The following is a 20,002-nucleotide window of genomic DNA, read 5'->3' as shown; positions in this document are numbered from 1 at the left end:
GATTCAAGCCTGCGTTCGGCCAGCGTGGTTTAACGGGGCGCCTAGGATCAAAAGCAGATCAAGAGCGACTCGCTTCGCATCGTGGTTACGGTTGAGCGCTACAGAGCTGTGTAGATACCTATGCTCATCGGGGGCAAGCCCCCTCCCACATTTGGACCTCACTTGGCTGTTGATCGAGTTACTTCAGTTGCAGCTTGTGCTTGAGGCTCTGCATCACATCCGCTTTATTCTGCAGATACTCCTCCAAGCCCCGGGCGCGCAGGTTGCACGCATCGCAGTTGCCGCAGCCTGTCCCTATGACGCCGTTGTAGCAGGTCAGCGTCTGCTCGCGTACCAGCTCCAACTGCTCGTAGTAATCGGCCAGAGCCCAGGTCTCGGCCTTGTTCAGCCACATCAGCGGGGTATCGAGGCGCACGTCGTATTCCATGCCAAGCTTCAGGGCCTGGTTCAGCGCCTTGACGAACTCGTCGCGGCAATCCGGGTAACCCGAGAAATCGGTTTCGCACACGCCGGTGATCACGGTCTCGGCCTTGACTTGATAGGCGTAGATCGCGGCCAGGGTCAGGAACAGGATGTTACGCCCCGGCACGAAGGTGCTCGGCAGGCTTTCGCCTGAGCTGTTCACGGTGGGCACGGGGATGTTGTCACGGGTGAGGCTGCTGATGGCCAGCTCATTGAGCAGGGACACATCCATCACCTTGTGCACGGTGGCGCCCAACTGCTTGGCCAACGTGCGGGCCACTTCGATCTCCGCCACATGGCGCTGGCCATAATCGAAGGTGATGCAGTGCACTTCGTCATACTGCTTCAATGCCTGGATCAGGCAGGTGGTCGAGTCCTGCCCGCCACTGAAGACCATAACGGCTTTTTTACTCATTGCTTTGCTTCCTGCATTCGAAGAATTTGGGTGTAGGAGCGAGGCGGGCGGCTAGCCCTTGCTCGCGAAAAACGTCAACGATAACGCAGCGTATCCGGTTTGGCGCAGCGCTCAATAAAAAACCCCGCGCTTCTTGCGAAGGCGGGGCCTTTACTGCTCAGACCACTCAGTGTGCGTAGGTCAGCAACAGCTCTTTCGGTACCTGGAAATCCAGGGACATCATCACGCTGAGCGCGGTGATGGTGAAGATCGAGAACACGAACAGCTTGCGCGCCCAGACGGTGTCATCCACCGCCTTGTAGCCGGTCCAGGCCATGTACAACCAGTACATGCCCATGGCCGCGGCGACGGCGAGGTAGCTCATGCCGGCATAGCCACTGAAGGTCAACATCAAGGTCGCCACGAGGAAGGCCAGGATGTAGAGCAGGATGTGTTTCTTGGCCACCTGGATGCCACGCTTGACCGGCAGAACCGGAATCGACGCAGCCAGGTAGTCATTGAAGCGGAAAATCGCGATGGCGTAGGAATGCGGCATCTGCCACAGGCTGAACATCACCAGCAGCACCAGCGCGGCCATGTCGAAGCTATTGGTTACAGCCACATAACCAATCACCGGCGGCATCGCCCCCGACAGACTCCCCACCAGCGTGCCGTGTACCGACTTGCGCTTGAGGTAGAGGCTGTAGAGGCCGACGTAGATGACAAAGCCGATCACGGCAAACAGCGCCGCCAGCGGGTTGGCCACCTTGTACAACAACACCACGCCCGCAACACCCAGGACGGTCGCGAAGATCAGTGCCAGTTTCAGGGAGATAAGGCCCTGGACCAGCACGCGATTCTTGGTGCGCTCCATCTTGATGTCGATGTCACGGTCGATGCAGTTGTTGAACACGCATCCGGAAGCTACCACCAGGGAGGTGCCGATCATCGCCGCCAGGAAGATGGCCAGATCGACATGTCCCTTGGAGGCCAGGAAGAAACCGCCCGCCACAGAAAGCACGTTACCGAAAATGATCCCCGGTTTGGTGATTTGGATAAAGTGCTTAAGCGACATCGGGTCTTACCTCACTTCGCCATCATGTAGGTGTGGATGCTGAACATGATCCACAGCGACAGACCAACCAGCAGAACGATCACCAGGCCTGCAAACACGAACGCAATCACGTTCTCGCGCTGCTCTTTGGAACGATCCAGGTGCAGGAAGTACACCAGGTGAACCAGGACCTGAATTACCGCGAACGCCAGGACGATCATCAAGGTGATCGACTTCGGCAGGGTTGGGTACATCACCAGGCCGAACGGGATCAGGGTCAGGATGACCGACAGGATGAAGCCGATGGCGTAAGACTTTACGCTGCCGTGGCTTGAATCGTGGCTGTCATGGGAGTGTGCATTAGCCATTACAGAGTCCCCATCAAGTAAACGACGGTGAATACGCAGATCCAGACCACGTCCAGGAAGTGCCAGAACAGGCTCAGGCAGCTCAGGCGGGTCTTGTTGGTGTTGGTCAGGCCGTGCTTATTGACCTGATACATCATCACCGCCATCCACAGCAGGCCGGCGGATACGTGCAGACCGTGGGTGCCGACCAGCGTGAAGAACGCCGACAGGAAACCGGAACGGTGCGGGCCGTAGCCTTCGGAGATCAGCAGGTGGAACTCGTTGATCTCCATGCCGATGAAGCCCAGGCCGAACAGGAAGGTCAGGCCCAGCCAGCTCAGTACGCCTTTCTTGTTGCCCTTGTAGAAGGCCAACATGGCGAAGCCGTAGGTGATCGAACTGAACAACAGCAAGGCGGTTTCGCCGAGCACGTACGGCAGTTCGAAGATGTCGTGGCCCGACGGGCCACCCGCTACGTTGTTTACCAGTACCGCGTACACCGCGAAGATCGACGCAAACAAGATGCAGTCGGTCATCAGGTAGAGCCAGAAACCGTAGACGGTTATTGGCCCCGAGTCGTGGTGATGGTCATCGTGCCCATGGTCATCGACATGGGCGTGTCCAGCATTGGTCACTAAGTTCGACATGGTTTAAGCCTGTTCCAACGAGGTTTCTACACGGTTGGCCGGGATTTTCTTCTCGGCTACCAGGCGAGCGTGCTGCTCGGCTTCGATGCGTTCGATCGTTTCGACCGGCACCATGTAGCCTTGATCATCACGGGCAGCGTGAATGATGAAGTAACCGATGGTGCCTACCAGGCCCACGATTGCCAGCCACCAGATGTGCCAGATCATCGCGAAACCGAACACGGTCAACAGCGCACCCATCACCACGCCAGTGGCGGTGTTGTTTGGCATGTGGATCGGCTCGTAGTGCTTGGGCTTCTGGTACGCAGTACCGTCTTCCTTGGCTTCGGTGAACGCATCAATGGTGTTCGCGGTAGGAATCACGGCGAAGTTGTAGAACGGCGGTGGCGACGAGGTCGACCATTCCAGGGTGTGGCCATTCCATGGGTCGCCGGACTCGCACATGTTCTGCTTGCGGTCACGGACACTCACGTACAGCTGGATCAACTGGCAGGCAATACCCACAGCGATCATCACCGCACCGAACATGGCGACGTACAGGTACGGCACCCACTCAGGGTTGGTGGTGGCGTTCAGACGACGGGTCATGCCCATGAAGCCCAGTGCATAGAGCGGCATGAACGCGACGAAGAAGCCCGAGATCCAGAACCAGAATGCAGCCTTGCCCCAGCCTTCGTGCAGCTTGAAGCCGAACGCTTTCGGGAAGTAGAAGCTGAAACCTGCGATGTAGCCGAATACCGCGCCGCCGATGATCACGTTGTGGAAGTGAGCGATCACGAACAGGCTGTTGTGCAGGACGAAGTCAGCACCCGGGATGGCCAGCAGTACGCCGGTCATGCCGCCGATGGCGAAGGTCACCATGAAGCCCAGGGTCCACAGGACCTGGCTGGTCATGCGCAGACGACCGTGGTAGATGGTGAACAGCCAGTTGAACAGCTTCACCCCCGTCGGGATGGAAATCAGCATCGTCGCCAGGCCGAAGAAGGCGTTGACGCTGGCCCCCGAACCCATGGTGAAGAAGTGGTGCAGCCACACCATGAAGCCCAGTACCGAAATGGCGCCCGATGCGTAGACCATCGAGTGGTGACCGAACAGGCGCTTGCCGGTAAAGGTCGAGATCACTTCGGAGAAGATACCGAACGCCGGCAGGATCAGGATGTACACCTCAGGGTGACCCCATGCCCAGAACAGGTTCACGTACATCATTGGATTGCCACCAAGTTCATTGGTGAAAATGTGGAAATCCAGGTAACGGTCAAGCGACAGCAGCGCCATGGTAGCGGCCAGGATCGGGAACGAAGCCACGATCAGCACGTTTGCCCAGGTGCAGGTCCAGGTGAAGATCGGCATGTCCATCAGTTTCATGCCGGGGGCGCGCATCTTCAGGACGGTGGCCAGGAAGTTGACCCCCGTCAATGTCGTCCCCAATCCTGATAACTGTAGCGCCCAGATGTAGTAGTCCACACCCACGCCCGGACTGTATTGCAGCCCCGACAATGGCGGATACGCAACCCAACCGGTCTTGGCGAATTCGCCGACGCCCAGGGACACGTTGATCAGCACCACGCCGGACACCAGCAGCCAGAAGCTCAGGGAGTTCAGGAACGGGTAGGCAACGTCACGCGCACCGATCTGCAGCGGCAAGGCAAGGTTCATCAGGCCGGTGAAGAAAGGCATCGCCATGAAGATGATCATGATCACACCGTGGGCGGTGAAGATCTGGTCATAGTGCTCAGGTGGCAGGTAGCCAGGCGAACCCTCGGTGGCCATGGCCAACTGGGTACGCATCATGATGGCGTCGGCAAAACCACGCAGCAGCATGACCATGGCCACGATGACGTACATGACGCCGATTTTCTTGTGGTCGACCGAGGTCAGCCACTCGGTCCACAGGTAGGTCCACTTCTTGAAGTACGTGATACCCGCAAACAGTGCCAGACCACCCAGCGCGATCATGGCGATGGTCACCATCACGATCGGCTCGTGGAATGGGACCGCGTCCCAACTTAATTTACCAAACATCGTTTACTCCTCTGCCCCAGCAGTTGAATGCGCGCCTGTGTCAGAACCTTCAACCACGGCCACTTCTTTCTTCTCATGCTTGACCGGCTTGCCTGGCTTCATACCTTCGTACTTGTCGACGATTTTCTGAAACAGGTTCGGTTCAAACGCGGAGTACAGCGCGACAGGGTTGTTCTGGCTTGGTTTGGTCAGGGCGTCGTATTCAGCTTGATCAAGCTGTTTAGGTGCGGCCTTGACTTCGGCTACCCAGGCGTCAAATTCTTCCTGGCTCGTCGAGATCGCTTTGAATTTCATGCCGGTGAAGCCAGCGCCGCTGTAGTTGGCGGAGATGCCTTCCATTTCAGCTTTCTGGTTGGCGATCAGGTGCAGCTTGGTCTGCATGCCTGCCATCGCGTAGATCTGGCCGCCCAGGGCTGGGATGAAGAACGAGTTCATCACGGCGTCGGAGGTGATCTTGAAGTTCAGCGGAGTGTGTTCCGGGAACCGGATCTGGTTCACAGTGGCGATACCCAGGTCCGGGTAGATGAACAGCCACTTCCAGTCCAGCGCGACCACTTCGATGTTGATCGGCTTGACGTCAGATTCCAGCGGACGGTACGGGTCCAGTGCGTGGGTGGACTTGTAGGTCACATAACCCAGGGCAATGATGATGAGGATCGGGACCAGCCACACCGCGATTTCGATCTTGGTGGAGTGCGACCACTTCGGCGCGTAGGTGGCGCTGGTGTTGGACGCGCGGTATTTCCAGGCGAAGGCGAAGGTCATGATAATCACAGGGACCACGACCAGCAGCATCAGCAGGGTGGCGGTGATGATCAGGTTTCGTTCATCCAGACCGACCTGTCCTTTTGGGTCGAGCAAGGTCCACTTGCAGCCTCCCAGCATTAACATCATGCCAAGCAGCGGCAAAAAGCCTAGTAATCGGGGGTACCTGTTTTTACTCATCTCACGACCTCTAAAGCAGCTTGCGCAATGCAGTTGGGTTTTGATCGCCAACACTTCACCCTGCCAAGGGTTGGCATTTCTCTTCAATTGAATAAGAGCCAGCCCGCTACGTCATAGGTGTACGTTTCACGGACCTGCGGTGAGTTCTTATTCGATTTCGTGGCTAAAGGCCTTGTTACAGACCAATTCCATTTGGTGCGGAATAGTTGAAAGGCTGCCGGAACCTGGGATCGCACAGAGCCTTCCATCTGCTCCTCGACCGCTCCAATGCTCAAATATTGAACAGCACCGGACATTCAGTGCGGGCGATTGTAGTTAGCTAGCGATGTATAAACCATGTCTGATACAGAAATAATTTTTATCGATTACAGCAATAATCCTTCACCATTCCTGCAACGGTTCGCGATGTTATCGCGTTCAATTCTCAACAAAAACCACAAAAACTGCCGGGCTATTGGGCAGATTGCCACTCCCCTTACAACCTGTAAGGGCATGGCAAAGGGAGTAAAGTCCCCATAAAACCAGGCATTTACTCACCCTGCCCATGCTGAACCCGTGAGCGTTTCGCGCTGCCTTTCAAACCACGAACTGACAGCACAGTTTGCGCACCGGATGCAAATCCAAAGCTCGATTCTGCTCGTTGCGCAGCTCCTGCGACGGCCTCCGTGTGACAACATGTCGCATGCTGCGCGCCGCTTTTGTTGCCGCTCGTCACAGCACTTTCACAAATCCCCGCGAACAAAAACGCCCCGGCCTGCACTCAAGCAGATCGGGGCGTCTCGTGGCGCGGGCTCAGGCGTTGGGGTGGCGGTTACGGTAGATGCACAGGGGCACCAGGATCACGGTCAGCACGAACGCCACCAATGCCCATTGCGCCAGGGACAGGCCAAGGATCGGCGGATAGGGCGTGCTGCAGAAGCCGTCGACCTGAAAGCCCAGGGGAAACACTTTGGCCAGGGGCAGGTCATCGACGATCGGCTGCAGCACATCGATGCCGCAACTGACCTGAGGGAAGAACTGGGTGTACACATGGTGACCGGCAGCTGCCACACCGCCCACGGCGCTGAGCACCACCAGCCCTTCAAAGAGCGTGACGGCGCCTTTGGTGCGCATCGCGGCACCGATGAACGCGAAGAACGCGATCAGCAGCAAGGCATAGCGTTGCAGGATGCACAATGGGCACGGCGCTTCGCCCAACACCACTTGCATGTACAGCGCGCCGCCGATCAGCGCCAGGCAGATGATGCCCAGCAACACCAGAAAGCGCCGCTCCCTGCCCAAACGCATTTCGTCACTCATCTCCGGTTTCCTTTGTTTGTTTGCTCAATGGCAACAAGTTTACACACAGGCAGTGGTTAAAACAGAGAAGGGTTAACGCCGGATTAATCGAGAAAAATGCAGAGCTAATGTGGGAGGGGGCTTGCCCCCGATGCGATGTGACAGCAAAAGACAAGCTGACTGACCCACCGCTATCGGGGGCAAGCCCCCTCCCACATTGAACAGCATGGCTGCTGAGGGATTATTCCAGTGCCGCAGCGGGGCCGAAGAACTCATAGCGCACCTGCTTGTGCGGTACACCCAACGCCTTGAGGTGGCGCTTGATCGCCGCCATGAAACCCTTGGGCCCCAGGAAGTACGCATCAATATCGCGCTGCTCGGGCAGCCACGCCGCCAGTTGCTCCTGGCTCAGCAGGCCGATCTTGTCCGCCGGCGGGCTCACGCCGTCGTCCTCGGCATAGCAATAGAAACGCTTGAGCTGCGGGTGCCTGGCCGCCAGCGTATCCACCCAGTCACGGAACGCATGCACGCCGCCGTTACGCGCGCAGTGGATAAAGTGCACCGGGCGCTGGGTGGCCAGGGCCGCTTCGAGCATCGGCAGGGTTGGCGTAATGCCCACCCCGCCGCTGATCAGCACCAGCGGCTTGTCGCTGGCGGCCAGGGTGAACTCGCCTGCAGGGGGGAACAGGTCAACAGTTGCGCCAACATGCAGTTGATCATGCAGGTAATTGGACACCCGCCCGCCGGCTTCGCGCTTGACGCTGATGCGGTACACCCCGGCATCGCTCAAGGCCGACAGGGAATAGTTGCGACGCACTTCCTCGCCATCGAGCACCAGCTTCATGCCGATGTATTGGCCGGGGGCAGCGTTGAGGATCGGGCCGTTGTCCACCGGGGCGAAGTAGAACGAGATGATCTCGGCGCTCTCCTCCACACGCTTGACCAGCACGAACGGCCGCGCACCGCGCCAGCCACCGGGCGCCTGGGCTTTCTCGTCGTAGATAGCCGCTTCGGCGCCGATCAGGATGTCCGCCAACTGGCCATACGCCGCGCCCCACGCGCTCATTACTTCAGGGGTGGCTATCTCGCTGCCCAGCACCTCGGAAATAGCCCGCAGCAGGCACGCACCGACGATCGGGTAGTGCTCCGGCAGGATCTGCAAGGCCACGTGCTTGTTGATGATCCTGGCCACCAGGTCGCCCAGTTGATCCAACTGGTCGATATGCCGCGCGTACATCAACACGCCATTGGCCAGGGCGCGGGGCTGGTCGCCGCTGGCCTGGTGGGCCTGGTTGAACAGTGGGCGAACTTCAGGGTATTCGGACAGCATCATGCGGTAGAAATGGGTGATCAGCGCTTCGCCGCCACTTTCCAGCAGGGGCACGGTGGATTTGACGATGGCACGGTCTTGGGCACTCAGCATGGGAGACTCCTGGGTCTTTTCAGTCATTACCCTTGGGTAATCAGTAATCATGCCAATTAATAAACCGTTATTTTTCATAGCGTTAAAGATTGTGTAGTCAGTATGACCTCCTACAACTTATAGTCATAAGGACTACAAGGAGTCATTATGACTGCAAAACCGCTGCTCACCGCCCTGCTGCCGCTGGTTGCCGACCTGACACGGGAACTGCCCGAAGGCGAGCGTTATCGACGCCTGCTGCAAGCCATGCGCGCCCTGCTGCCATGCGATGCCGCCGCGTTGCTGCGCCTGGATGGCGAGTGGCTGGTGCCGCTGGCCGTGGATGGCTTGAGCGCCGATACCCTGGGCCGACGTTTCAAAGTCAGCGAGCACCCGCGTTTCGAGGTGTTACTGAGCAGCCCCGGCCCTACCCGCTTCGACAGCGACAGCCCGTTGCCCGACCCTTACGACGGTCTGGTGGACGGCCTGCACGGGCATCTGGAAGTCCACGACTGCATGGGCTGCCCGCTGTTTATCGACGACCGGCCCTGGGGCCTGCTGACCCTGGACGCCCTCGACACCGAGCGCTTTGAACGGGTCGAACTCGACGCCCTGCAAGCCTTTGCCAGCCTTGCCGCCGCCACCGTCAACGTCGCCGAGCGCATTGAACGCCTGGCGTTGCGCGCCGAAGACGAGCATCAGCGTGCCGAGATCTACCGTCAGGCCAGCGGCCAGCAGCACAAGGAAATGATCGGCCAGAGCAAGGCGCACAAACACCTGGTGGAAGAAATCAAACTGGTGGGCGGCAGTGACCTGACCGTGCTGATCACCGGTGAGACCGGGGTCGGCAAGGAGCTGGTGGCCCAGGCGATCCACGCCGCGTCGGCGCGTGCCGACAAACCCCTGATCAGCCTCAACTGCGCCGCGCTGCCCGAGACCCTGGTGGAAAGCGAACTGTTCGGCCATGTGCGCGGCGCGTTCACCGGTGCGCTGAATGAACGCCGGGGCAAATTCGAACTGGCCAATGGTGGCACGCTGTTCCTGGATGAAGTGGGCGAGCTGTCGCTGACGGTGCAGGCCAAGCTGCTGCGGGTGCTGCAAAGCGGCCAGTTGCAGCGCCTGGGTTCGGACAGGGAGCATCAGGTGAATGTGCGCCTGATTGCCGCCACCAATCGTGACCTGGCGGAGGAAGTCCGCAATGGCCGCTACCGCGCCGACTTCTACCACCGCCTGAGCGTCTACCCACTGAAAGTGCCTGCGCTGCGTGAACGCGGGCGCGACGTCCTGTTGCTGGCCGGGTTCTTCCTGGAGCAGAACCGCTCACGCATGGGCCTGGGCAGCCTGCGCCTGACCAGCGATGCCCAGGCGGCGCTGCTGGCCTACGACTGGCCGGGCAATGTGCGCGAGCTTGAGCACTTGATCGGACGCAGCGCGCTCAAAGCCCTGGGCCACTGCCGCGAGCGGCCGAAGATTCTCAGCCTGAGCGCTTCAGACCTGGACCTGCCGGATGTCAGCGCAGCGACCCTCGACGCACCGCTCGCCAGCGCCCCCGACGTCACCGGCGACCTGCGCCAGGCCACCGAACACTTCCAGCGCCAGATCATCAGCGCCTGCCTGGAACGCCATCAACACAACTGGGCCGCCGCCGCCCGCGAACTGGGCCTGGACCGCGCCAACCTCGGCCGCATGGCCAGGCGACTGGGCCTGAAATAACCCGAAATGTGGGAGGGGGCTTGCTACACAACGCTGTAGCGCCCACCCGTAACCACGATGCAAAGCGAGTCGCTCTTGATCTGCTTTTGATCTCAGGCGCCCCGTTAAACCACGCTGGCCGAACGCAGGCTTGAATCCGTGGGTAACCCGGCAGGACGCCGGGTTAGCCGCCCCGCGCCATGGATGGCGCGTGGCGGCGGCCCACGGATTCAAGCCTGCGTTCGGGCACACCGAGCCCAAGCGAGGTGCCGAGTGGTGGGGCAAGAGCGTTTTGCTTACTTTTGCGCTTTTCAAAAGTGAGCCGCTGTAAAAGCGGAACCCATAGCAGCCGTGACCGCAGAAACGGATATGTACTCGGTCCAATCCAACATCCTGGTCGGCCCAGAGGCCGCCATCGGGGGCTTGCCCCCTCCCACATCAGACCTGTTTCGCATGCAAAATCGGGGTGGCAGGCCGGGGTTTGCGAAACACCAGCACATTGCCCAGCATCACCAGCACCAACCCCGCCAGCGCCGGGGCGGTCCACTGATAGCCCTCGGCAAATGCCGACACGTTCAGCGCCACCACCGGGAACAACACGGTGCAATAGGCCGCCCGCTCCGGCCCCATGCGCCCCACCAGCGTCAGGTAGGCGGTAAAGCCAATTACCGAACCAGGGATCACCAGGTACCACAGCGCGCCGATATACCGCGCACTCCAGTCCATCTCGAACGGAATACCACGCACTGCGCAATAGGCCGCCAGCATCGCCGCACCATAGGCCATGCCCCAGGCATTGGTGGTCAACGGCTTGAGCCCGGCTTTCTGCTGCAAGCTCGAGAGCATATTGCCCGCCGAAAAGCACATCGTGCCCAGCAAGGCCAGGCCCAGGCCGAGCAAGGTCTGCGGGCTGGCGGTGTGCCCGGCCACCTCCGGCCAGAACAGAAAGCCCAGGCCCAGCAGCCCAAGCGCGCCGCCCATCAACACATTGCGTGCGACCCGCTGACCGAAAAACACCCGGGCATTCAGCGCGTTCCACAAGGTCGCCGTGGAAAACACCACCGCCACCAGCCCGCTGGGGATCCACTGGCTGGCGGTGAGAAAACACATGAAATTGACGCAAAACAGGCACAGACCCTGCGCCAGGCAAATCAGGTGCCCGCGCCGGTTCATCACCTGCAGCCGGCGGCTGAGCAGCAACAGCACGAACAGCACCAGCGCCGCCAGGCCGAAGCGATAAACGATCGATACGGGAATCGCCACCACGCCCAACTGCCATTTGAGCGCGATCCAGGTGGTGCCCCAGATCAGCACCGTGAGTAGATACAAGGAAAGGTTCATAGCGGGCTCCGATAAGTGAGCCACAGTGTCGCTTTTACCGCGTGCGGTTCTCTTGCACATTCTTGCGCTTTTGTAGGAAGCGGGGCTCACAGCGCCATGACGGCGCGGTAGGATGCAAAACGTCGGAGAACACAGCATGCCAGCACTGGAATCCCTGCAAGTCTTTCAAGCCCTTAACCGCTCGCCCAACGCACGCCTGCAAGCCTGCGCCGAGCTCGGTGACGGTTTGTCCGCAGCATTGTGGAGCAACCACCACGATTCCCAGGATTACCAGGCGCCCAGCCATCACACGTTGTCGTGCTACATCGGCGGCGGCACCGGCACTTTTCGCCGTGACCAGCCGGGCGTCAAGGGCGGTCCGGACAAACTGTGCATCCTGCCGGCCGAGCATCAATCGGCGTGGGTGATCAATGGCCAGATCCGCCTGGCCCATGTGTATTTCAGCCCCGAACAATTTGCCCTCGGCTGCGTCACCCTGCTCGACCGCGAACCCCGCGAGCTGCAATTGCGCGAAGGCACCTTCCTCGAAGACGCCCGCCTGTCCGGATGCTTTCACCAGTTGATTGCCCTCAATTGGCACGAGCCCGGCGAGCGCCTGCTGACCAGCAGCCTGGCCCACGAAATGCTCAGTCACACCCTGCTCAGCCAGGTCGGCGCCCGTGACGGGCTGCGGGTAAAAGGTGGGCTGGCCGCGCACCAGCGGCGGCGGTTGGTGGAGTACATCGACCAGCACCTGCAGGACGCCATCAGCCTCGGCCAACTGTCGAGCCTGTGCGCGCTGTCGGAGTACCACTTCGCGCGCATGTTCCGCCAAAGCTTCGGCCTGCCGCCCCACCAGTATTTGCTGGCGCGCCGGCTGGCCCGCGCGAAGAGCCTGCTGCGCGGCAGCGCCCTGGCCGTGGGGGAGATCGCCTTGATGTGCGGTTTCTCCAGCGCCAGTCATTTCAACCAGCGCTTTCGCCAAGCCATGGGGGCGGCGCCCGGGGACTATCGCCAGGCCTTTCGCGCCTAGCCCATCAAGCCCAGCGTCTTGGCCTTGGCCACCGCCTGGGTGCGTCGCTCCACCCCGAGTTTGCTGTGGATACGCCGCGCATGGGTCTTGACCGTGTGCAGGGAAATATACAGGCGGTCGGCAATTTGCAGATTGGAGTTGCCCAGGGCGATCAACTGCAACACTTCCAGTTCGCGCTGGCTCAGCGGGTTTTGCGTGACGCCGACGGGCGACGCTTGCGGTTCGAGCCCCAACTCACTCAATAAGCCCGGTGCACGCAGACGCAACTCGCGCACCGCCTGCTGCACCTGGCAACGCGCCGCCAATGCCAGGCCGGCTTGCAGCGCCAGTCGCGCCCGGGTCGGCTCTCCCAGGCGCCAGGCCACCTCGCCCAGCACCAACTGCAGCTCGGTTTCCAGGCACAGCATGCCGCGTTGCCGGGTGCTGTCGAGCAAGGCGCCGAGGCGCTCGAGCGGCTGTTCGGCGCAGCCCAGCCTGACCTCGGCCAGCACCAGCAGGTACTCAAGACGCGGGATCAATTCCAGTGTGGCCGGCGGCGCCTGCTTGGCGCAGGGTCCGTGAAAATGACGCAACACGCGGCGCACGGCTTCCACCGTCAATTCCGCGCGCCCCTGCTGCAACCAGAAGTGCCCGCTGACCAACAACAGTACCGCGCGGTACACCAGCACGGGAACGTGACGCTGCTGCATCAGCCGCTCGGCATCGCGCAGCTGGATAAACGCCTGGGCGTAATCACCGCGATTGGCCGCCAGCAGCGCCAGCCCGAGAAACCCGTAGAGCACCCGTTTGTCCTGGCTGTGCAGGCAGATGTTCATACCAGCCTCGAAGCACTCGCCCGCCAGGGCGTCCTGCCCTTGACGCAACGCCAGATGTCCGCGTCGCAGGGCGATACGCCCCATCAGTGGCCCCGCCTGCAAGCGCTGCTCGGCCAGCATCGCCTGCACGCTTTCCAGCAGGCTTTGCGCCCGGTAAGGCGCGCCGCGCTGTTCCAGCAACTGGGCGTGATCCAGCTCCAGCAAGGCCTCCAACACCAGCGAACCGTGGGCGCGGGCCAGGCACAGCGCTTCGCGATTGAAGGTTTGGGCGACATCCAGCTCACCACGCAGCAGGGCTTGCTGGGTCAGGCCCGACAGGCACATCAGGCGCGATGTCCAGGCACTCTCGGGCAGGGCTTGCAGCGCCTCCAGAAAATGCGCGCGGGAACCCTCGGCATCGCCGCTCAGGTGCAGCAGCCAGCCGGCCTGCGCCTGCCAGCGCGCCACCAGATGACGCTGCGCCGTCGCCGTGGGTCGCGGCGCGAATCGAGCCAACTGGTCGATGCACAGCGCCGCCTGCTCGAAGCGCCCGGCAAACAGCAGTGCGGCCGTGACCAGCCCGACCAATTGCGCCGAGCCGAGCATCAATTCATCACCATGCTGCTCATGCAGGCGCAACAGCAGCACGGCATTTTGCCCGCGAAACAAGTCTTCGAAACTGAAGTGCTGCAGCAGGCTCACCGCCGCCTCGTATTCCTGCGCCAGCAGCGCCTGCTCGAAGGCGGCCTGCCAGTCCTGCTCGGCACTGAACCACTGGCAGGCACGCCGGTGCCAGGCGCGCTTGGCCGGCCAGGGCTCTTCGCGCAGCAGGCGCGCCAGGGGTGCAAACATCTGCAGCCAATCGGTGCTGCCTTCCCAGGGCTGGATAAACGCACCGAGCGCTTGCAGCTCACGCAGGTACTGAGCACCGTCACCAAAGCCGAAAAGATGCTCACACAGGCCCGCATTGAAACGCGGCAGATTGGCCAGCACCCGCCAGGCTTCGGCCAACTCCACCGGCAAGCTGTTGAACACTTCGTGTTGCAGATAATCGAGCAAGGTTTTATCGGCATGGCCGTCATTGAGTAACGCGATGCGCGCGCCGGCACACCAGCCTGCGCTGAATTGCATGACGCTCTCGACAGTCTGTCCAGGCCCGAGCAATGCCTGGATTTCCGTAGTGCTGAAGGCCAGTTCAGTGCTGCCGCACTCCAGCAATTCGTCATCGAGCAGCAGCCGCGGCCAATTGCACGATGGCCGGCGTCGCGCGCCCAGCCACCAGGTCAGCACCGGGCTGCTGGCGGCGAGCAACCGGTCCAGCAAGGCGTCCAGTTCGGGCGCCGGCAGGCGGCAGAAATCATCCAGGCACACCCACGCCGTGGGTTGCCAGCGGCCCAGATCCAGCAATAACGTGGCTTCATCGGTGTAGGGCAAACCAAGGCTGTGGGCCAGGCGCCGGGAAAAATCATCAGGGCACGCCACGCCACCATTGAGTGCCAACCAGTACACCTGGCAACCGGGCGGCGCCTGCAGTGCACATTCGGCGAGCAGCGCGCTCTTGCCACTGCCAGCCGGCGCACACAACAACTTCACACGCGCCGGCGCCGCGAGCAACGCTGCGGCCAGGCGCGGGCGCAGCACATGGTGGGCGGACAGCCGAGGCATGAATCCAGGACGGTCCAGGCAGCGTGTCAGGGCGGTCATTGCTGCATCCTGATTTTTTATTGTGATGCAACCCTAGTCCTGTGGTGGGCGGTTGTTGAAGAAGTATTCAGCACAATGATTGAAAGACATGCACGAAACCCAATGTGGGAGGGGGCTTGCTCCCGATGGGGGTGTATCAGTCAACCATCCATTGACTGACACTCCCCCATCGGGAGCAAGCTCCCTCCCACATTTTGAATGCATTTCTCATCCGAAATCAGCGCACGCCTTCAGACCTGAGCGCCGCCGGGGTGTAGTCCGCTGCCTTGGCCGCGAAGCCGAACACGAAGCTGCTCTTCTCCTCGTTCTTCATGCCCAGTGCGAGGTAGCGCCCGGCAATCAGGTCGTAGAGGGTTTCCACGGTATAGGCCGGCACCTGGTGGTCGTAATAGAACTGTGCATGGCCTTCGGCGACGCGCCACAGTTGGCCGCGACCGTCGTAGTGGTCCACCAGGGCGACCTGCCAGCTGTCTTCGTCGATGTACATGTGGCGCTTGGCGTAGATGTGCCGCTCGCTCGGCTTGACGGTGCCGACCACTTCCCAGACGCGATGCAGCTCATAGCGGGTCAGGTCCTGGTTGATATGCCCGGCCTTGATGATGTCGTCGTACTTGAGGGTGGGCGAGTCGAGCTTGTAGCTGTTGTAAGGGATGTACAGCTCCTTCTTGCCCACCAGTTTCCAGTCATAGCGGTCGGGCGCGCCGGAGAACATGTCGAAGTTATCCGTGGTGCGCAGGCCGTCGGAGGCGGTGCCCGGCCCGTCATACGACACCTGCGGCGCGCGCCGTACACGACGCTGGCCGGCGTTGTAGATCCAGGCCAGGCGCGGTTCCTTCACCTGGTCGAGGGTTTCGTGCACCAGCAGCACATTGCCGGCCAGCCGCGCCGGCGCGGTGACCGATTGCTTGAAATAACTCAGCACGTTGGCCGCCTTGGCCGGGTCGATATCGGGGATGGCCTGGGGCACCGCGACTTCTTCTTCGAAGCGGATCGGCGTGTAGCTGCCGTTGGTCTGGGGCGTGGCCTGGGTGATGATGCGGCGCAGGTTGCCGCCGTGGTAGCGGGTGATGTGGTTCCACAGCACCTCCACGCCATTTTTCGGGATCGGGAACGCGTAGTAACGGTTACCGGTGAAGTTTTCCAGACCGTTGCCGTCGTTGATCGACTTGACGTTGAGGGCGCTGCGCTTGATCGACTCGTAGATATCGGCCGGCAGGTTGACCGTACGGTGGCTCGGGTACACCGGGATCTTGTAGGTCTCGGGGTAGCGCTTGAACATCGCCACCTGGCCGTCTGAAAGCTTGTCCTTGTACTTGTCGACGGTGGCGGCGGTGATCACGAACAAAGGTTTTTCAGCGGCAAACGGGTCGGCGAGAAAGCCCTTGCTGTCCACCGTGCCGGCGTTTTTCGGGATGCCGCCGGTCCAGGCCGGAATCGAGCCATCGGCGTTGCCGGCTTTTTCGGCGCCGACCGGGGTAAGCGTGGTGCCAAGCTGGGCGGCTTCTTGCGGCGATACCGCTGCCATCACGTGGGCGGCCAATAGACTCAGGGCCAGCACTGCAATTGTCTTACGCATAAGTTCTTGTCCTTCTTTTAAGCCAAATCAGAAGTTCACGCCGAAGCTGAGGGCGAGGAAGTCGCGGTCGGTCAGGGTGTTGTAGTCGCCGCCAAAGAAGTCGGTGTAGCTGAGGCTGGCGGTGTAGGTGCTGCGGTAGTCCGCGTCCACGCCGACGCTGATGGCCTTGGCGCCTTTGTTGAAAATCCCGTTGGGGCCGTAGCCGGCGACGTCATGGGACCAGGACAGGTTGGGCTTGAGGTTCACCCCGGCAATCGCGTTGTTGTAGTCAAGGATTGCCCGTGCGCGGTAGCCCCAGGAGGTGGAGGTGACGAAACCGTCGGTGTCACCCTGGAACCCATAGGCGCCGTACACCGAGTCGCGGCCATAGCGCAGTCTGGTTTTGTCTTCCAGGCCGGCGACATGCACCACGGCCGCTTCGCCCACCAGGGTCAGGCGCTCGGCGCCCAGCACCTGGTCGAAGAACTGGGTCATGGTGCTTTGGATCTGGGTGATTTCCTTGCGGCGGTAGCCTTTGTTGTCGGCGCCAAACGAACTGCGGATGGGTGACGCGGTATTGCCGGCAATCGGGTTGACCAGCGCCAGGGTCAGGTCGGTGGTGTTGAGTTGCACGGGCGCATTGGGTCGATAGCTGATTTCGCCGGTCCACGCCGTGCCGGTGGGCAAGGTGGTGGAGAAGCTGGCGCCGAACAAGCGGATATCTTCCGGGTAATCCAGGTAGTACCGGCCACGGCCGAGCATGGTGCTCTGGGCCAGCGCCCCGCCCAGGCCCGGCGGGGCGGCGGCACCAATGGCGCCGATGGTCGCCAGGTTGGTATTGGCGGTAATCGTGCCCACGGTCGGGGTGCGGCTGTGGTAGTTCATGAAGTACAGGCCGTATTCGGTGTCGTCACCCAGCCAGCGCAAGGCCGCACCGAACTGGCCGGAGTCGCGCGCATCCCGGTCCGCGGCGCGCTGCACCACCACGCCTTCGCGCGTCACCACAAAACCTTGGCCGCGTGCCGCCGCGATGGGTTGCAGCGGTGCAATCCCCGGGCTGCCCACCGTGTAGTTACCGGTGCAGCCATCCGCCGCGACGTCGCCGCCAAAGAAGGTGCCGCAGTTGTCCAGTACCGTCTGGTCCCATTCCAGTTGGTAGAAACCTTCCACGGTCAGCTGATTGGTCAGGCTCTGGGAGGCAAACAGCATGTTCACCGGGATCAAGCCTTCCTTGATCTCGGCGCCTGGGCGACGGAACGCCGACACGTCGATCGGGTTGATGCTGTTGATGGAGTTGCCGATGAAGGTACTTTCGCCCCAACTGACCACCTGCTTGCCGGCGCGCACGGTGCCGGGCAGGTCGCCCAGGGAGTAGTTGTGGTAGACGAACGCATCGAGGATCTGCGCACCGCTGGATTTGGCGCCTTCCTTGCGGTTGTGGTCGCTGATCGGCTTGAACTCGCGGTCCTCGTCCTTGAGCTCGAAGTCGTACCAGTACTTGCCGCGCACGAACACACCGGTGTCGCCGTATTTGAGCTCAAGGTCGTGCAGGCCCTTGAAGATTTTGGAGAAGGTTTCGCCCTTCTTGAAGTTCAGACGCCCGTCATCCCCGGTGGACGCCTGGCCCGTGCCGCCATTGACGGTGCCGACCAGGCTTCGGTCGGCATCGCGCATGCCCCAGCTCGCACCGACCGACAGCGAGGAATCGAATTGCCCTTCGATCTCGCCAATGTTGAACGAAACAGCCTGTGCCTGGGCACAACAGCCCACGGCAACCGCAGCGGCCAGCGCCTGTGGCGTGAAGATGGCGCGCATTGTTGTTTTTGTCATGCGTCTTCCCCGGTGAGTGACAGAAGGCCCCACCCTACTGCCGCCCATGAAGAGCGATAAGCGCACCAAGGAGGTATTCGTGTTGTCGCTCGAAAGGATGACGAGCCGCGCCGACCGGGGTTTCGGCGCGAGTCATGGATTGGATGGATGGTGGCTTATCAGAGGAATCGATGGCGAGCGCATAATTGTTGCCGTTTTGGTAACAGTCCTTGTCCTGAACTGCTATTACTCATTCCGTTACAACCGATTATTCTTACCTCGCTTTCAGGGCAAACAGCCCGCTCCCGAGTTGGGGAGAAAAGCTTGAATCAAACGGATTGTCACTCTTTTCAATCTGTTACCCGTGTTCACTGACGTTGATTTATCGCTCCTTGATCCAACGTCTTACTTCGGCCGCTGCCTGTGCAGCGGCCTTTTTTATGCCTGGAATAAAAACGGGGCGCTGTCGGCGCCCCGTGGGATTCACTGATTTTATGGCAACGATCAGAGGCTGAACTTCTGCAAGTTGGCCATCATCTCTTTCAACGCCTCGATGTTGTCGCTGGGGTGCGCGGCGCCTTCGAAGTCGCAGATTTGCTGCCAGTGTGCCGCCACGTCATCCGGCGAAAAGCCCGCTTCGGGATCGAAACCCACGCCCAGGCTGCGCTCCCAACGAGTCTTGCCGATCCAGCCGCCGCCGACCTCGAACAGGCCCGAGGTCTCCTGGCAGGCTTCGCTGCCCAGGTACACCACCAACGGGCTGACCAGTTCCGGCTTGAGACGCTCGAACACCTGCGGCGGGATCAGCCCTTCGGTCATGCGCGTGCCGCCGGTGGGGGCAATCGCGTTGACCAGGATGTTGTGCTTGCGTCCTTCCAGCGCCAGGGTTCGGGTCAAGCCATACAGGCCGAGCTTGGCCATGCCGTAGTTGGACTGGCCGAAGTTGCCGTAGATGCCCGAGGTGGACGCGGTGAAGATCACCCGGCCATAACCCTGCTCGCGCAGATGCGGCCAGGCGGCGCGCGTGACTTTGTAGGCGCCTTCGACATGCACCCGGTAAACCAGGTCCCAATCGCTGTCGTCCATTTTATGGAAGGTCTTGTCACGCAGGATGCCGGCGTTGTTCACCACCACATCGATACGGCCGAACGCGTCCAACGCGTTCTGCACGATTTTGTCGCCGTCGGTGACGGAATCATGGTTGGCTTGGGCAGTGCCGCCGGCTTCGCGGATTTCAGCCACCACGCGGTCGGCGGCCGAGGCATTGGCGCCTTCGCCCTGGGTCGAACCACCGAGATCATTGACCAGCACCTTGGCGCCGTGGCGGGCGAACAGCAGCGCATGGGCCCGGCCCAATCCGCCGCCGGCACCGGTGACGATCACGACCTTATCCTGCAACTGCACTGACTGATTCATACCCAACTCCTCTGGCGACAATGGCAATGGCCAGAGTGTCGGGCACAGCGCCTTTGGTCACAATAAATACGGCCGGCGCTGAATGGTGCTCGATAAGGCAGCGGGATGATGCCTTGGGGCAGGTGCCA

General features: G+C 61.1%; 15 protein-coding genes. 2 read left to right on the top strand and 13 right to left on the bottom strand.

The window, feature by feature from the left end; all coding sequences use genetic code 11:
• Nucleotides 1–178: 178 nt before the first annotated feature.
• The 8 genes from queC to hmpA form a co-directional block, all read right to left on the bottom strand.
• On the bottom strand, nt 179–877 hold the full coding sequence (gene queC / locus BFP89_RS08625) for a 7-cyano-7-deazaguanine synthase QueC (RefSeq protein WP_065885080.1): 699 nt from the start codon (nt 875–877) through the stop codon (nt 179–181).
• 166 nt (nt 878–1,043) lie between these two features.
• Nucleotides 1,044–1,931 (bottom strand): heme o synthase, encoded by an 888-nt coding sequence (cyoE, locus tag BFP89_RS08620; RefSeq protein ID WP_003176002.1) that lies wholly within the window; start codon nt 1,929–1,931, stop codon nt 1,044–1,046.
• Between the two features lie 11 nt (nt 1,932–1,942).
• Nucleotides 1,943–2,278, bottom strand: a complete 336-nt coding sequence (gene cyoD / locus BFP89_RS08615; protein ID WP_003194051.1) for a cytochrome o ubiquinol oxidase subunit IV — start codon at nt 2,276–2,278, stop codon at nt 1,943–1,945.
• Entirely contained in the window at nt 2,278–2,904 is a 627-nt protein-coding gene (locus BFP89_RS08610) for a cytochrome o ubiquinol oxidase subunit III (protein ID WP_003194052.1), read from the bottom strand. Before BFP89_RS08610 ends, cyoD begins: the two co-directional genes overlap by 1 nt.
• 3 nt (nt 2,905–2,907) lie before the next feature.
• The gene (gene cyoB / locus BFP89_RS08605) at nt 2,908–4,926 is read right to left on the bottom strand and encodes a cytochrome o ubiquinol oxidase subunit I (protein WP_065885079.1); all 2,019 of its coding nucleotides are present in this window, start codon (nt 4,924–4,926) and stop codon (nt 2,908–2,910) included.
• A 3-nt stretch (nt 4,927–4,929) separates the two neighbouring features.
• Nucleotides 4,930–5,871: a ubiquinol oxidase subunit II gene (gene cyoA, locus BFP89_RS08600; RefSeq protein WP_065885078.1), complete on the bottom strand. Its 942-nt coding sequence runs from the start codon at nt 5,869–5,871 to the stop codon at nt 4,930–4,932.
• Nucleotides 5,872–6,663: 792 nt separating this feature from the next.
• On the bottom strand, nt 6,664–7,170 hold the full coding sequence (locus BFP89_RS08595) for a disulfide bond formation protein B (protein WP_065885077.1): 507 nt from the start codon (nt 7,168–7,170) through the stop codon (nt 6,664–6,666).
• A 220-nt stretch (nt 7,171–7,390) separates the two neighbouring features.
• A complete protein-coding gene (gene hmpA / locus BFP89_RS08590) occupies nt 7,391–8,572 on the bottom strand; it encodes an NO-inducible flavohemoprotein (protein WP_065885076.1) in 1,182 nt (393 codons plus the stop codon).
• Between the two features lie 147 nt (nt 8,573–8,719).
• On the opposite strand from hmpA, the gene norR reads away from it, so the two are divergent.
• Nucleotides 8,720–10,264: a nitric oxide reductase transcriptional regulator NorR gene (gene norR, locus BFP89_RS08585; RefSeq protein ID WP_065885075.1), complete on the top strand. Its 1,545-nt coding sequence runs from the start codon at nt 8,720–8,722 to the stop codon at nt 10,262–10,264.
• Between the two features lie 417 nt (nt 10,265–10,681).
• Here norR and BFP89_RS08580 read toward each other — a convergent pair whose 3' ends face one another.
• Complete coding sequence (locus BFP89_RS08580) at nt 10,682–11,584, bottom strand: DMT family transporter (protein ID WP_065885074.1); 903 nt, start codon at nt 11,582–11,584, stop codon at nt 10,682–10,684.
• Between the two features lie 136 nt (nt 11,585–11,720).
• Here BFP89_RS08580 and BFP89_RS08575 point away from each other — a divergent pair, with 136 nt between their 5' ends.
• Nucleotides 11,721–12,596, top strand: coding sequence for a helix-turn-helix domain-containing protein (locus tag BFP89_RS08575; RefSeq protein ID WP_065885112.1), 876 nt, complete (start codon nt 11,721–11,723; stop codon nt 12,594–12,596).
• Here BFP89_RS08575 and BFP89_RS08570 read toward each other — a convergent pair.
• The 4 genes from BFP89_RS08570 to BFP89_RS08550 form a co-directional block, all read right to left on the bottom strand.
• Complete coding sequence (locus BFP89_RS08570; RefSeq protein ID WP_065885073.1) at nt 12,593–15,094, bottom strand: LuxR C-terminal-related transcriptional regulator; 2,502 nt, start codon at nt 15,092–15,094, stop codon at nt 12,593–12,595. The genes BFP89_RS08575 and BFP89_RS08570 overlap by 4 nt on opposite strands.
• A 217-nt stretch (nt 15,095–15,311) precedes the next feature.
• A complete protein-coding gene (locus BFP89_RS08565; RefSeq protein WP_065885072.1) occupies nt 15,312–16,670 on the bottom strand; it encodes a DUF1329 domain-containing protein in 1,359 nt (452 codons plus the stop codon).
• 27 nt (nt 16,671–16,697) lie between these two features.
• The gene (locus BFP89_RS08560; protein WP_065885071.1) at nt 16,698–18,479 is read right to left on the bottom strand and encodes a DUF1302 domain-containing protein; all 1,782 of its coding nucleotides are present in this window, start codon (nt 18,477–18,479) and stop codon (nt 16,698–16,700) included.
• 483 nt (nt 18,480–18,962) lie between these two features.
• Nucleotides 18,963–19,874 (bottom strand): SDR family oxidoreductase, encoded by a 912-nt coding sequence (locus BFP89_RS08550; RefSeq protein ID WP_065885069.1) that lies wholly within the window; start codon nt 19,872–19,874, stop codon nt 18,963–18,965.
• Nucleotides 19,875–20,002 lie beyond the last annotated feature (128 nt).

Origin of the sequence: Pseudomonas sp. 31 R 17 (assembly GCF_900004915.1) — a bacterium.
Taxonomy (GTDB): domain Bacteria; phylum Pseudomonadota; class Gammaproteobacteria; order Pseudomonadales; family Pseudomonadaceae; genus Aquipseudomonas; species Aquipseudomonas orientalis_A.
Note: the sequence above shows the minus strand (reverse complement) of the source record. Positions and strands in the feature narration are given on the sequence as shown.

Bases quoted from the DNA above. Each gene is read 5' to 3' on its own strand.
- BFP89_RS08550 (WP_065885069.1), bottom strand. From the start codon at position 19,874: ATGAATCAGTCAGTGCAGTTGCAGGATAAGGTCGTGATCGTCACCGGT.
- cyoB (WP_065885079.1), bottom strand. From the start codon at position 4,926: ATGTTTGGTAAATTAAGTTGGGACGCGGTCCCATTCCACGAGCCGATC.
- BFP89_RS08570 (WP_065885073.1), bottom strand. From the start codon at position 15,094: ATGACCGCCCTGACACGCTGCCTGGACCGTCCTGGATTCATGCCTCGG.
- norR (WP_065885075.1), top strand. From the start codon at position 8,720: ATGACTGCAAAACCGCTGCTCACCGCCCTGCTGCCGCTGGTTGCCGAC.
- BFP89_RS08565 (WP_065885072.1), bottom strand. From the start codon at position 16,670: ATGCGTAAGACAATTGCAGTGCTGGCCCTGAGTCTATTGGCCGCCCAC.
- cyoA (WP_065885078.1), bottom strand. From the start codon at position 5,871: ATGAGTAAAAACAGGTACCCCCGATTACTAGGCTTTTTGCCGCTGCTT.
- hmpA (WP_065885076.1), bottom strand. From the start codon at position 8,572: ATGCTGAGTGCCCAAGACCGTGCCATCGTCAAATCCACCGTGCCCCTG.
- BFP89_RS08610 (WP_003194052.1), bottom strand. From the start codon at position 2,904: ATGTCGAACTTAGTGACCAATGCTGGACACGCCCATGTCGATGACCAT.
- BFP89_RS08580 (WP_065885074.1), bottom strand. From the start codon at position 11,584: ATGAACCTTTCCTTGTATCTACTCACGGTGCTGATCTGGGGCACCACC.
- BFP89_RS08560 (WP_065885071.1), bottom strand. From the start codon at position 18,479: ATGACAAAAACAACAATGCGCGCCATCTTCACGCCACAGGCGCTGGCC.
- cyoD (WP_003194051.1), bottom strand. From the start codon at position 2,278: ATGGCTAATGCACACTCCCATGACAGCCACGATTCAAGCCACGGCAGC.
- BFP89_RS08575 (WP_065885112.1), top strand. From the start codon at position 11,721: ATGCCAGCACTGGAATCCCTGCAAGTCTTTCAAGCCCTTAACCGCTCG.
- BFP89_RS08595 (WP_065885077.1), bottom strand. From the start codon at position 7,170: ATGAGTGACGAAATGCGTTTGGGCAGGGAGCGGCGCTTTCTGGTGTTG.
- queC (WP_065885080.1), bottom strand. From the start codon at position 877: ATGAGTAAAAAAGCCGTTATGGTCTTCAGTGGCGGGCAGGACTCGACC.
- cyoE (WP_003176002.1), bottom strand. From the start codon at position 1,931: ATGTCGCTTAAGCACTTTATCCAAATCACCAAACCGGGGATCATTTTC.